Raw genomic sequence first — 11,336 nt, forward strand, 5'->3', positions numbered from 1 at the left:
GGCTCAGACGTACGTAGCTGTACATCGATCGATGCTCAGACGTACGTAGCTGTACATCGATCGATGCTCAGACGTACGTAGCTGTACATCCGATCGATGCTCAGACGTACGTAGCTGTACATCGATCGATGCTGAAATAGTGAGTCATGGACAAAAAAGATATCAAGATTCTACAAGCAATCGCAGAAGAGGGCATTAACAGTCCAGAAAAGATCGAAGAGTGTACAGACATCCCCAAGTCGACGGTTCACTATCGATTAAACCAACTCAGAGAGCAAGGAATCATTAAAAACGACATCTGTGATATGGACCTCTCCGAGTTGGGTCTGTCTATCACGGTCATAAGCGAAGTGTATGCAGAATTTGGTGAAGGATATCATGAGACTGTCGGTGAGGAGCTCGCCGAAGTCGAGGGCGTCAACCAAGTATACTTTACAATGGGTGACACCGATTTCATCGTTATCGCTAATGTTACCGATCGTGCGATGGCTGAATCACTGGTGTCTGATTACGAATCAATCGACAAAATCGACCGTACTAGCTCACGTTTCGTAATCACACGGGTCAAGAACGAGTCCCACCCAATCAACGACTTCGGGGCCGACACCCTTGCTGACGCACTCATCGAAGAGTAAATGAACGGAATTATACTCTTATAAACTGACTCGGGAGGCACCTCCCGAAGCGTTGCCGGCGACGCCAGTTGGGAGTCTGCGTGGGCGTCCGCCCCGGCTCCGTTGCCCGGCCGCGTGAGAAGGCTCACTTCCTCCAGGAGGTATCTCGCGGGCTCGCTTCGCTCTCGATCCGCGTCGTCCAATCGGTTGACGTCGAGTTGATTGAGATTGCTGAGTACACGATACATCCGGTAGCCCTGTTTGAACTCATACTCCATCGGAAGCGCCTCACCGCTCGTCGGCGCGGAAAGACCTACCATCGAGACTGGCGTCAGGCTTGCAGGAGCTCGCGGCCTTAACCAACGAACCTCAACGGTACTCGCAGGTTGTTGGTTAGTCGATGCCCAGCACTGGCCTTACTCGAGATTGGGGCCGTAGCGAGCCGAGCCACACACCCGGAATTCCCAGGTCGGTTGCCCCGTCCACGCCGCATCCGGGACCGACTCGTGGGCCTTGAACCGATGGTCAGTCGCCCGTCCACAGGTTTGACAGTCGAGTTCATGAGCCATCGGTACAGACGAGGCCTGGCGATCAGCCCCAGCTGCGCCAGTAGATTCGGTCAGCGCCATCGCTGGAACCAGCCACATCGCGTCGTCGGCGTCGTCAAGGACCGCGTCGAAACGCGACGCATCGCGGATGCCGTCCCCACGCTGGTCGTAGAGCCGCGTCGGGGCATGCTTCTGACGCTCCGACGCTCCCTGCCCGTGCCACCCAGTCCGGTCACGGGCGGTACTGAGAAGCCGCTCTCCCTCCGCTGACGACACCTGTACCGCGTCGGTGAGTGAGGGCCATTGCTTGGCCAGTTGGCGCGCCGGCGCCTCGTCGAGCTCGTAGATGAGCGCGTAGTCATCGACGGCCGGCTCTGTCTCGTTGGGGGAGCGGCGGTTCGCCGCGGCGCCGACCTTCGCGACGGCGCCGGAGAACGTGGTTGACTCGACGACCAGCTGGACGATGCCGAGGCACGTCCTCGCCGCTGCCTCGGTCGTGCTGGTGGCGTCACTTCCGAGATGGTTGCTGAGACAGAACCGGCATTTCGTCTGGCCGTCTGGGACTGGCGCTCCACAGGACCGGCACTCGCCGTTGGTTACCGTCGGCGCATCGGGGTAGCCACCAGCGCTCGTCGCGACGCGTTGCCGTCGGGAGGCACCTTCACAGTCGTCCAGCCTCGTGTCCGGAATGTGGGACGCCTCGCCGGTCGGCCGCAGTTCTGCAAAGTCAGTATATCGGTTGTGCATCGGTTAGGGTGGTTTGTCCCGGATTCGTATGTCAACGTCAGGGCCAGTGTCCGCTCCGTCTCCCGATTGAATATGGGCCATGAACAATCTCATGCGAACATCTTATACTTCATGAGCAAGTAGATGGGAGTAGCAATTGGGGTCCCTATGAGCAGTAACGACACCAAGCACGTGCAAACTGAACTGAACGAGGACGAATACGAACGCTTCCGGCAGTTCGCGAACGAGCACGGCCTCTCGGTCAAAGAAGCCAGCCACGAGGCGCTGGTCGAGTGGATCGAACGCCAACAGCAAGCCGATCCCAACGACCCGGCGTTCACCGTCCTCGACGACCTCGAGGACGAATCACTCCCAGCGTCGGTGGCGACGGACGCTCGCGAGGAAGCCGATCTCGTCGAGGAGTGGGACGGCAGCGACGAATCGTTCACGCTCGCCGATGACCCGTCTGCGCAATCCTGAGTTCGGATGGCTGAACCAGTCGAAACCCCGATCGGGACGGTCACACCCGAGCATTTCCGTCCGGGCCACGTCCGCCATCAGGTCGTCGTCGGGCCGAAGTTCCTGTACGCATTATTCAACCCACAAGATCAGATGCACGCAGTCTCGCGGGCGTTCATGACGTTCGTTCGCGACGGCGATCTCCCGTATCGTCGCCTCATCGTCAACGACCACATCGTCGACGAGGCCGCAACCCGGCTGAAAAAGCAAGGGTCGATGCGGAACGCAGCCTCGTTCCTGACGACGCTCGAAGAGAGCACGCTGTATCAGTGCGAATCCGTCTCTGAGGATGTGTTCGATGACGCCAAAGCAACGTTCGTTGAGTGGACGGATCTGGATGCGTCACTCACCGATTTCGTTGTCGCTGCACACATGGACGACCTAGCCGTCGATCACATCCTCACGTACGACCGGCACTACGATGCGTTCGACGTGACAACGCTTCCGTATCGTAATCAGGACTAGCGGTGCCAAAGATGCCCGAATCCCCGCGAGATGGGGTCCAGTCGTGGACTGAGTCGATGAGTGCCCGCGACCCCATTCGGGCGGTCGCCGAGACGCTTCGCGAACCGCGGACGGTCAACTGGATCAGCGAACAGGCTGACGCCGCCTGGAGTACGACCAACAAGGAACTTCAGGATCTCGTCGACCAGGGTCAGCTGCGCCGCGTCGAAGCGGGCGAGACCAGCCGGACTACACGCGCCTGCTCTTCGAGGAGATCCGCACGCTCATCGAGGAGACCACCCGCGAGGAGCTGCGGAACGAACTAGCCGCGATCACCGAAGAGATCGAGGAGTGGCAGGCGACCGACGACGTCGAGACGTGGGAGGAGCTCGAACAGTCGCTCGCCGACGGCGACCTCGCAAGTGCTGAGCTCCGAGACCCCCGCGACGTGATCACGCGCTGGGAGGAGAATCTGGAAGACCGTCGCTTCATCAAGCACGCGTTGGCGCTCTACTCGGATGTCGAAGCCGCCCGCGAGTAGCGGATCGACGTGGGCGACCGCGTCATCTGCGAATCTCGTCTCACGGCGAGTTTGAGGCGCTATTCAGCTGCTCTCTATCGTCGTCCTCGTACGCTGCTCGCCACATCGCATGGACGACACGCGTCACGAGTGAGACCTCGGTCACGTCGATACATTTCGGCATCCGTCGTCGCGGCCTCGTGCGGTGGGTGGAAATGGATCTCGGGAGAGTGTGTGTTCGGGTGGCGATCGAAGCGCCAGTTGACGCCGTCGTTATCGACGTAGTGAAACGAATACATCCCCAGTTCGCTCCACTGGATATCGAGCCGAGCGTTCCCGGCGTCGCCCAACCCATCGCTGAGGCTGATCTGTAGTTCCGTGGGGCCGACGATGTCGTCGTACCCTGTATCGTCGACGAGTGGTTCGAGGTCGAGCCAGCGGTCACGAATCCGCTGGAGGGCCGGGAGATAGATCGGCCCGAACTCGCCGGCGCGGTCGGTACCGTTCATACCGCGAGCTGGTGGCTGGCCTCGTCGTAGGCGAGCGCGGCTTGGGCGACGGCGAGATTCTGTCGCGTTGTCCGCCACGCGGTGAGGTCGTCCCAGCCGTCCGTCTCGTCGGCGTCGAGTTGCTGGGCGAGTTCCTCCACAGACACCACGTCGTAGCGGTCCTCGTAGCGCCGGATCTCGGCCTTCATCTCCTGGATGCTGTCGAGCAACTCCGGCCGATCGACTTCCTCTCGGAGCTCACGGATCCGGGACATCAACACCCGGTCGCTGTTGCGCTTGTACAGGGTTGTTTGGCCGTCCGGTTCCGTCTCGGCGAATCCGGTGTTGACGAGCGTCTTGCAGTATCGACGTGCCGTCGGCTCGCTCACGAGAGCACGATCGGCGATCTCGGCTGCCGACTGCCCATCATGGGTCTGTTCGATGATTTCGTACAACGTTCAAACGGTGTCGTGTCGTCTTTCCAGTCCGCTTTGACTTGCTCGTTGACATCGTCCCACGTCTCGGGCATACTGGATGCTCCGTATTGTGACCGCGAATAGTTTTCTGAGGAAATTATCCTTTCTTCCTAATGGTTGTGGCTGCGCGCGCAGCGACGGAAGGAGCGAGCACGGAGCGGAGGGTGGGGCGGCGGGGTCTGGGTCGGTCCGGCATCCAGCAAAAAAGAGGGTTGCCTCGACCGGCTAGGCGTCCCACCAGCGATCGCGCTCCGGGAAGTGGATGGTGCTCCACCCGGTCACGGCCAGGGAGACACGGCCCTCGTACCAGTTCCTGGCGGCCTCGTGAATGCGCACGCGTTCGCCTTCTGCGATCCACGGGGCGTCCGACGCCTTCCAGATCGTCAGCTTCGTCTGCCCGCTCTCGTCCGCGATCAGCCCGACCTGTTGGATCGCCGGCGAGGAACTCTCCCAGAGCGTCTCCACACGCCCCGCGATGGTCACCTCGGTGCGATCCACCTCGTCCAGGGCGTCGATGGGCACGGTGCCCCCCGAAGCCGTCCGCAACTCCTCGAAGACACGCACAACCGCACTCGTCATGTCCGTGCCGTCGACGATCGCTTCGGCCAGCCGGCGACTGATCGCCGCTCGCGACCAGCCGTCCAGCCGCGTCGCGAGTCGGTCCGCCTCCGTGTTCACCGTCGCCAGTTCGTCTTTCGAAAGTTCCACCCGGGGATCAGCCCGTTCGGGGTCGGCGCTGGCGTCGACGCCCGCCGCACGCGCCTGAAACGCCCGCCGGCGCTGCGTGCTTCGCGCCGCCGCGATCTCGCGGGTTCGGGCTTCCCGACCGGCCTGCGTCCCCAGTTCGGCCCGGGCACTGATTCGCTCCAGTTCGGCCTCCCGCGCCCTGATGCGCTCCTCCTGTTCGAGGGTCACCCCGTGAATTCGTTCATCGCTCGCGTCCGTGATCCCCTCAGGGTGGTTCGCGTCCACTTTCGCCTGGGTCTCCTGCTCGACCGCCGGCTCCAGCTGGGGCGTGTCGTCGACGACCGAGGAATCGTCGCCCGCGACCGACTCCGGATTTGCCTGTTCGAACGCCTGTTCATCGACCGTAACGCGTTTTCGACTCGATTTCTTACTAGACATTGGATCTCACTGATCCGAAGGCGCTCACGCGCCGACTCCCGCGATGCTTCCTCGTCGCGGGGTTTCGACATCGACCGACAGCACCAGCTGCGCGCTCTCGCTCGCGCCTTCGCGAGCGCCCCCTGGGCGCGAGCGAGAGCGCGCCTGCATGCGGTGGCCCCAACCAGCACCGCGCGGCGAGACCGCCCGGAGCGAGCGGCCAGCGGAGAAAGCGTGGGGGGTGAGCAGCCACGCCGCGCAACCCCTCGCGCTTTCCCGCTGGCGCCGAGGGCACATGCACTTTAGCCCGGAACGGCGACCGAGCGCACGCGAGGGAGCCGCACGCCCGGAATGGTCGGTCGCGAGCGACGCGCGGCTCGGAGCGAACGCAGTGAGCGAGAACCGCGCTAGCGAACGGCGAACGCAGTGAGCCGTGAGCAAGCGGAGGGCGGCAGCGGCGCGCGGGGCGGGCCGGTACGGACACACCTTCCCAGCCGCCCACGTCGCTCAGTGACCTCGGTTACAGGCCTGCCGCCCGCAGCACGGAGGCCATCACGATCGAGGAGTCTCCAGCAGTGGCCCAACTGCAGGCCGTGGAACTGACGGCATCGACGCCCGTGGGCCGTCAGTAATCGCCGAGCACACCCAGCCGGCGAGCCCGTCGCGTAGTCAGCCCGAAGATGGCGTAGCCCAGCGCCAGATAGCCGACGGACGTGCCAACGAGGACGGCGATCGTGACTGGGTCGAACTCCCAGAGGCGGACGCCATCGCGCATCGCTCGCTGGAGCATCGCACTCCCCTGGGCCAGCGGCAGGAACCGGGCCCACGGGATGTCGAAGACGGGCGCCGAGATGAGGCCGATGAACGCGAACTGGAGGAGGTTGGCAACGTTCGAGATGCGCTTGTAGAGGACGCTCAGCCCGCCCATCACGAGCCCGAGGCCGAGCGCGCTCGCGATGGTCAGCGTCGCCACCGGGAGCACCGTGACGAAGTTGAGGTCGAGCGCCGTCCCGGTGATGAGCAACATGACGACGAGGACCACCGCGGAGGTCATGAACGTCCGGAAGACGATGGCGATGGACTTCGCGAACACGACGGGGCCGAAACCGAACGGAGTCATGAAGTGTCGCTCCAGGGTGCCCCAGCTCGCCTCGGACTGGATGTCGTTCATGATCCCCGAATAAGCGCCGATGGCGAGCGTCCACAGGAAGTAGCCGACGATCAGCCCCTCGATGGAGTCCGAGAACGCCTGGCCCGCGACCATCGTCCCACCGTAGAACATCAGCGCGAAGAAGAACACCCCCATGAAGATCCCGAGCGCGGCGTTCAGCGGGTAGCGAACCCAGATCAGCAGATCGCGGTAGACGACGGCTTTCAGGAGGTGGTAATAGCCCCCGGTCCGCTCGGGTTCGCTGAATCGTGGCGATTCGTCCGCGGTACTGCGCTCTCGCTCGCTTCGGTCTCCACCCTCGGCGGCCGTCATCGTCGGTCACCTCCGTCACTGGCGGGCGAGCGATTCGTCGACGCCTCCCGGGTCGTCGACGTTTCGGCCTCGTTCGCGTGACCGGATTCGGTGGTGCCGTTCGTCATCTCGACGAACACCTCGGCCAGATCCGGTTGGACCGTCTCGACGCTCGCGACGTCGAGCCCGTGTGCCTCCATCGCGTCGGTCAGGCGGTAGAACGTCGCTGTATCGGCGGCCACCTCGAAGCGCAGTCGGTCGCCGGTCCGCTGGACATCGGTCAGGTCGAAGCGCTCCTGCAGATCCGTGAGCACCGCATCCGTCCCACCGCGAGCGGTGATTCGGTAGCCTCTCGTCTCGAAGCCCGCGAGGAGGTCCTCGACCGTGTCGTCGACGACGACTCGGCCCTCGTTCATGATGACGACCCGGTCGCAGACGTCCTCGATAACGTCCATATCGTGACTCGAGATGACGAGCGTCAGGCCGCGCTCCTCAGCAAGCCTGCGGAGTTCGGTCCGGAGCTTCAGCGAGCTCTCGATATCCAGGCCGAGTGTGGGTTCGTCGAGGAACGCGACGGAGATATCGCCGGCGAGGACGCTCGCCAGTGATACCTTCTGCTTCATCCCGCGGGAGAGGTCGCGGACTGCCGTGTCGGCTTTCTCGGCGAGGTCGAGGTGGTCCAGCAACTCGTCGTGCCGATCGGTAACGGCGTCGGGATTCTGGCCCCTGATCGCGGCGAAGTACCGCAGGTTCTCTCGGACGGTGAGTCGCCAGTAGTCGTTGCGTGCGCCCTCGAGCATGGCGTCGACGTACTCGTAGGCTGCTCGCGGGTTGGCGTGGACGTCGATGCCGTGAACGCGGACTGTGCCCTCGTCGGGGAGGATGAGCCCGAGAATCGACTTGATCGTCGTCGTCTTGCCTGCCCCGTTCGGCCCGAGCAAGCCCACTACTTCGCCGGGGGCGACGGCGAGGGAGACGTCCTCGACGGCGGTCACCGCGCTCTCGCCGCTCCCGAACGTCTTCGCCAGGCCGTCGACGTAGATGGCGGCCTCGTCGGGATCGAGCGAGGGTGACCCATCGCTGGCGCTCACAGCCAGTTCGTCGTCGGGAGCCTGCCCGTTGGTGGAGGGCTCGCGTGCCATCGGATGCCATCCGCTTCGGCGCTTCGGCAGATAAGGGTATTGTCTGTCTGATAGGTGTCGGGAGTCCCGTCCGAGATAGTGCAACAATTGGGACTGTTCCGCCGAATCCTGTTGCTACCGAGCAAGCGGCCATACTGCCCCTGCGTTTAGGGGATACATCCCGCAGAGAGCGGGGAGTCTCAGGAGCGATAGTTGCGCCGACGACGTTTTAGGACCCCTCCTCGGACCCACTGTTGGCCCCCAAGTAACGAGGGCCTTACCTGTAACCCGGCAGTTCGGAGGGAGTCGCCGTACTCCCTCCACGCTGTCTGTCACCAGGTAGCAGTTCCATACTGTCTTTCGGCGCTGATAATTTGGTCACGGCTTTTATGTACCAGTCCTGAGTTTGAGCAGATAGACGCGGTAGCCCAGGGGCGCGCCCACACGCGTTACGATGCCCCTACTGCCGGGTTACAAGGCAAAACCATGATTTCGAAACTCAAAGCAGCACTCGACGACGATCGAGGTGTGTCACCGGTTATCGGTGTCATCCTCATGGTTGCGATTACGGTCATTCTCGCAGCCGTTATCGGCACGTTCGTGCTTGGACTGGGCGACAGTCTCGAGCAGGCACCGCAGGCGCAGCTGGATGCGGAGGGTGGTACTGGTGAGATTACGCTCTCGCACAACGGTGGGGACGCTCTCCCGTCGGCTGACATTACAATCAACGTCGAGGACGCAAGCGGCACGACCAACCCGTTCAGCATTACTGGCGACTTCTCAGTTGGTGACACAGCTACCGCAAGTGTGTCGGCAAACACTTACACTGTAACCGTCCTTCACGACCCGTCCCAGTCGATCCTGCTCGAAACTCAAGTCGAGGTCCAGTAACGACCTAACCAACATCCTTTGCACCCATGACTCAAAACGACTATACCGACGATAATCGGGCCGTGAGTCCCGTCATAGGCGTGATACTGATGGTTGCAATAACCGTCATTCTCGCCGCTGTGATCGGCGGGTTCGTCCTTGGCCTCGGTGGCGATCTGCAGTCTGCGCCGCAGGCACAGCTTGAGGCAACTGGCGTCGGCAACGACAACGTGGAGCTATCCCACAACGGCGGTGACGCCATCCCAGCCGGTGATCTCGACGTGAAGTTCGGGAGTAATACCGCTGAGGGGTTCGAGACGGTATCTCCTGCCAGTAGCAACTACAACGCCGACACGGAGTTCCAAGTCGGCGACTCCGCTGAGTTCGGAAGCGTATTCGGCGGGAATTCCGAGATTCGAGTTCAGGTGATCCACACTCCATCTGAGTCGATTATCTTGGACACGACAGTTCAAGCACCGTAATATCGGTACTCCACAACCAGATTTTCTTTCGAGAGCCCAAACCCCTACTACCCAGTACACCCCTTGTTGACGCCGATGCCCTCGCCCGGACGTACGATCAACCACCAAAGACCCCGTAACGGCAGTAGAAGTCTATCGCGAAACGGCGAAACCGGATAACTGGGGCAGCCAGCGCGTCGCGAGTGCGATCAACAGCAACCAGAGGAACGAGTTCGAGGGGATTTCGCAAGCGGAAGTGCGGGCGTGGGTCGAAGGTGACAGCAAGCCCGACGCCGCCCCGAGTCGTCGACGTGGCCCAGGATCGCGGTTGGCTGGCCGACGGGTGGACCGACACCGTCCGGGCGCTCGCCCAGCTGGTGATCGGCGTCAATGCGTTCGGCTCGAATATCGAGGAGAACTACACCCCTCTTGAGCCACGCCGATCCAGGGACCGAAGCCGTGATCTGGACCGCACTCGATGCCGTCGACGTCGACGCCCACCACTCAATCGCGACGACGCGCAAGCAGATGAACTCAAGCCGGCAACCCACGCGCCCCCTCAGCCGGGCACTCGTCGTCGACGACGCACCATCGGCGCCAAACACGCGGAGTCCATTCCCGGGTACCCGAATAGGCCGCCGACACCCCTCAAGTCATCCAGAAGGATCCTGCTCTGGTGTTCGCGGATGCAGGCGTCGACGACGGGACAACGCGACGCCGCAGAGCCAACCGATCGGCTGCGAGGTACTTCGCCGATCTGACGCAGTCACACGAGTCGGTAACGAGGGGCCAACCACCATCGACGCCAGCGTGACGACGCAGTTCGCGAGCGCCGACTGGCTCCAAGCGGTGCCAATCGCTTTCGGAATCACTCGTCGGAGGTAGGTGGTCCCCGATCGACGTGAGGCGGTCTTAACCAACAAATGTCCGTCCTACCCCGCCAACTGTTGGTTAAACCTTCGAACAGCAACGGAGTGTCCCGCCCGGTCGAAACGTCACCCAGTAACCGTAAGTAGCGAATCACGGTGTTTCCGGACCGTTTCGACCGTCACCTCAGCGGCCGCCGCCGCATCGGCCTGCGTCAACGGTTCGTCCTGCGAACACGCCGCCATGTACAGACAGGCGGCGGCGAACCCCGCTGGATGCACGCCGGTCGTGACGCCGGCGTCGACGGCCTGCGTGGCCAACTGCGCAGCCTGCCGCCGCACCGCGTCGGTACACCCCAACTCGGCCGCCAGCCGCGGGACGAACTGGCTCGGCCGCACCGGCGGCGTCGGCAGCCCCAGTTCCGTGTTCAGCACGCGATACGCGCCCTCGACGCGGGCCTGGCTGACCCGGGCCAGCGGCGCCACGTCGGTCATGAGCCACGACTGCCCGGTACATCGACAGACCCCAAACACGCTCGCGGCCGCCATCGCCTCGATCGACCGGCCGGGGAGCAGGCCCGCATCCTGCGCGGTCCGGAACAGCTGACACGCCTGCTCGCGCACCGACGCCGCCAGCCCCAGCGCGCTCGCGATCCGCTGGACCTCCGTGAGCCCGTGGCCGAGATTGCGCTCCCGTTTCGACTGCCAGCGGGCTCGGGACTGCTGCCGGCGCATGCGGGCCAGTCGGCGTCGTTTTTCGTTCTCCAGCTCGTTCCCCTGCGCATCCCGCTGGCTGCCGATCCGGGTCGACAGGCCGCGATCGTGCCGCGTCGCCGTGAGCGGTGCCCCGGCCCGCTTCGCCGACTCGGGATCGTCGGCGCGCCACGTCGGCCCCCGATCGACGTGCTGGTCGTCCATGACCAGGCCACAGTCCGTACACGCCGTCTCGACGGCCGTCGTCCGCACGTCGCCGCCACACTCCGGACACGGCTTGGTTGTACCCCACTGGACGTCCTCGTCGAACACCCGTTCGTAGCTGTCTCTCGTCGGCATCGGTCTCACCTACTGGAGCCCCCGCCACGCCGGCGAGCCCTCCACCCCTCTCGGGGTCGACAAA

Annotated in this window: 10 protein-coding genes and 4 pseudogenes; 6 read left to right on the forward strand and 8 right to left on the reverse strand. The window is 63.3% G+C overall.

Annotated features, from left to right (window positions below):
- Positions 1–146: 146 nt before the first annotated feature.
- On the forward strand, positions 147–635 hold the full coding sequence (locus ACP95_RS01530; RefSeq protein WP_049979520.1) for an Lrp/AsnC family transcriptional regulator: 489 nt from the start codon (positions 147–149) through the stop codon (positions 633–635).
- Positions 636–706: 71 nt separating this feature from the next.
- Here ACP95_RS01530 and ACP95_RS16230 read toward each other — a convergent pair.
- Together ACP95_RS16230 and ACP95_RS01535 are read right to left on the reverse strand one after the other, a co-directional pair.
- Positions 707–892, reverse strand: a pseudogene (locus tag ACP95_RS16230) (hypothetical protein); the annotation flags it as partial.
- 138 nt (positions 893–1,030) lie between these two features.
- On the reverse strand, positions 1,031–1,909 hold the full coding sequence (locus ACP95_RS01535; protein ID WP_049979521.1) for a biosurfactant protein 1: 879 nt from the start codon (positions 1,907–1,909) through the stop codon (positions 1,031–1,033).
- 147 nt (positions 1,910–2,056) lie between these two features.
- On the opposite strand from ACP95_RS01535, the gene ACP95_RS15510 reads away from it, so the two are divergent.
- From ACP95_RS15510 to ACP95_RS16515, 3 genes and pseudogenes are all read left to right on the forward strand, one after another.
- Positions 2,057–2,368 carry a hypothetical protein gene (locus ACP95_RS15510; protein WP_049979522.1) on the forward strand — a complete coding sequence of 104 codons (312 nt, stop codon included), beginning with the start codon at positions 2,057–2,059 and terminating at the stop codon, positions 2,366–2,368.
- 6 nt (positions 2,369–2,374) lie between these two features.
- Positions 2,375–2,872 carry a type II toxin-antitoxin system VapC family toxin gene (locus tag ACP95_RS01545; protein ID WP_237560374.1) on the forward strand — a complete coding sequence of 166 codons (498 nt, stop codon included), beginning with the start codon at positions 2,375–2,377 and terminating at the stop codon, positions 2,870–2,872.
- A gap of 11 nt (positions 2,873–2,883) precedes the next feature.
- Positions 2,884–3,392: pseudogene (locus ACP95_RS16515) on the forward strand (DUF7342 family protein).
- Positions 3,393–3,432: 40 nt separating this feature from the next.
- Here ACP95_RS16515 and ACP95_RS01555 read toward each other — a convergent pair.
- The 5 genes and pseudogenes from ACP95_RS01555 to ACP95_RS01575 all read right to left on the reverse strand — a co-directional run bounded on the left by ACP95_RS01555 (position 3,433) and on the right by ACP95_RS01575 (position 8,043).
- A pseudogene (locus tag ACP95_RS01555) lies at positions 3,433–3,880 on the reverse strand (hypothetical protein).
- Positions 3,877–4,388 (reverse strand): annotated as a pseudogene (locus ACP95_RS01560) (DUF7342 family protein). The pseudogenes ACP95_RS01555 and ACP95_RS01560 overlap by 4 nt, the downstream one beginning before the upstream one ends.
- A gap of 172 nt (positions 4,389–4,560) precedes the next feature.
- A complete protein-coding gene (locus tag ACP95_RS01565; protein WP_049979523.1) occupies positions 4,561–5,460 on the reverse strand; it encodes a DNA-binding protein in 900 nt (299 codons plus the stop codon).
- 604 nt (positions 5,461–6,064) lie between these two features.
- Positions 6,065–6,922 carry an ABC transporter permease gene (locus tag ACP95_RS01570; RefSeq protein WP_202593749.1) on the reverse strand — a complete coding sequence of 286 codons (858 nt, stop codon included), beginning with the start codon at positions 6,920–6,922 and terminating at the stop codon, positions 6,065–6,067.
- On the reverse strand, positions 6,919–8,043 hold the full coding sequence (locus ACP95_RS01575; protein WP_082224528.1) for an ABC transporter ATP-binding protein: 1,125 nt from the start codon (positions 8,041–8,043) through the stop codon (positions 6,919–6,921). Before ACP95_RS01575 ends, ACP95_RS01570 begins: the two co-directional genes overlap by 4 nt.
- A gap of 465 nt (positions 8,044–8,508) precedes the next feature.
- Here ACP95_RS01575 and ACP95_RS01580 point away from each other — a divergent pair, with 465 nt between their 5' ends.
- Both ACP95_RS01580 and ACP95_RS01585 read left to right on the forward strand, forming a co-directional pair.
- A complete protein-coding gene (locus ACP95_RS01580; RefSeq protein WP_049979524.1) occupies positions 8,509–8,913 on the forward strand; it encodes a type IV pilin in 405 nt (134 codons plus the stop codon).
- Positions 8,914–8,939: 26 nt separating this feature from the next.
- The gene (locus ACP95_RS01585; RefSeq protein ID WP_049979525.1) at positions 8,940–9,374 is read left to right on the forward strand and encodes a type IV pilin; all 435 of its coding nucleotides are present in this window, start codon (positions 8,940–8,942) and stop codon (positions 9,372–9,374) included.
- 974 nt (positions 9,375–10,348) lie between these two features.
- On the opposite strand, the gene ACP95_RS01590 is transcribed toward ACP95_RS01585, so the two are convergent.
- On the reverse strand, positions 10,349–11,272 hold the full coding sequence (locus ACP95_RS01590; RefSeq protein WP_049979526.1) for a transcription initiation factor IIB: 924 nt from the start codon (positions 11,270–11,272) through the stop codon (positions 10,349–10,351).
- Between the last annotated feature and the right edge of the window lie 64 nt (positions 11,273–11,336).

Source organism: Halolamina rubra (assembly GCF_000739555.1).
Classification (GTDB): domain Archaea; phylum Halobacteriota; class Halobacteria; order Halobacteriales; family Haloferacaceae; genus Halolamina; species Halolamina rubra.